The 715-nt window shown below is 67.6% G+C and carries 2 protein-coding genes; both read right to left on the bottom strand.

The window, feature by feature from the left end:
- On the bottom strand, positions 1-202 hold a 202-nt coding region (locus IEZ08_RS39140), incomplete at its 3' end, for an SAM-dependent methyltransferase (protein WP_189244261.1).
- A 213-nt stretch (positions 203-415) separates the two neighbouring features.
- Positions 416-715, bottom strand: a 300-nt coding sequence (locus IEZ08_RS39135) for an SAM-dependent methyltransferase (RefSeq protein WP_189244260.1), incomplete at its 5' end; no start/stop codon positions are given.

Here is a 715-nt window from a genome sequence, read left to right as displayed (position 1 = left end):
CGGCGATCTCGCTGACCGCCCGGGACAGGAAGGCGCGGTTGGACCGGGCCATCTCCCGGACGCCGGGAAGGAGCTCCATGACCTTCTCGGCGGCCTCGCGGTCGGACGCGAAGTTGTCCTTGCCGCCGAGGTAGTAGTCGTACATCCGGGCCACGCTGGGGATCGTCGGATCGATCCCCGCCGGCGCCTGCTCGTCGTCCATGACGCTCTCCCCCGATCTACTCGACCGCATCACGGAAGATGGTAGGTCACAACCGAGGACTTTTGATCTCTATCCAGATTTTTCTGGAACCGTGGACGGAAGTCCGTTCCACGCCTGCCGGTCATGGTGACCTGCGTCCCTCGAAAAGATCGAGGAGGTGGTACGGGAACGGATCGGGGCGCCGCCGTTGCCGGACGTCCCGGCCGGCACGGTTTACGGCACCCTGGCGACCACCCCGATGATCCCGGGCTTGGTGAAGTCGGGAAGGGCGTCCTCCTCGAACTCCGGGCGCCAGGCCTGGACCGGGACGATGCCGGGGTCGAGCACGTCCAGGCCGTCGGTGTAGGCGGCCAGATGGGCGGGCGTGCGGGTGGTGATGGAACCGGCGTTGGTGGAGCGGTAGGCGCCTGTCGCCTCGGCCTGGTCCTCCGTCGAAAGGCTCCCGGGGTGGATGTGGGAGATCACCAGGTAGCTGCCGGGGGCCAGTTTCTCGCGGACGGCGGTGACGATGGC

The sequence above is a fragment of the Planobispora rosea genome (genome assembly GCF_014648175.1).
Taxonomy (GTDB): domain Bacteria; phylum Actinomycetota; class Actinomycetes; order Streptosporangiales; family Streptosporangiaceae; genus Planobispora; species Planobispora rosea.
Note: the sequence above shows the minus strand (reverse complement) of the source record. Positions and strands in the feature narration are given on the sequence as shown.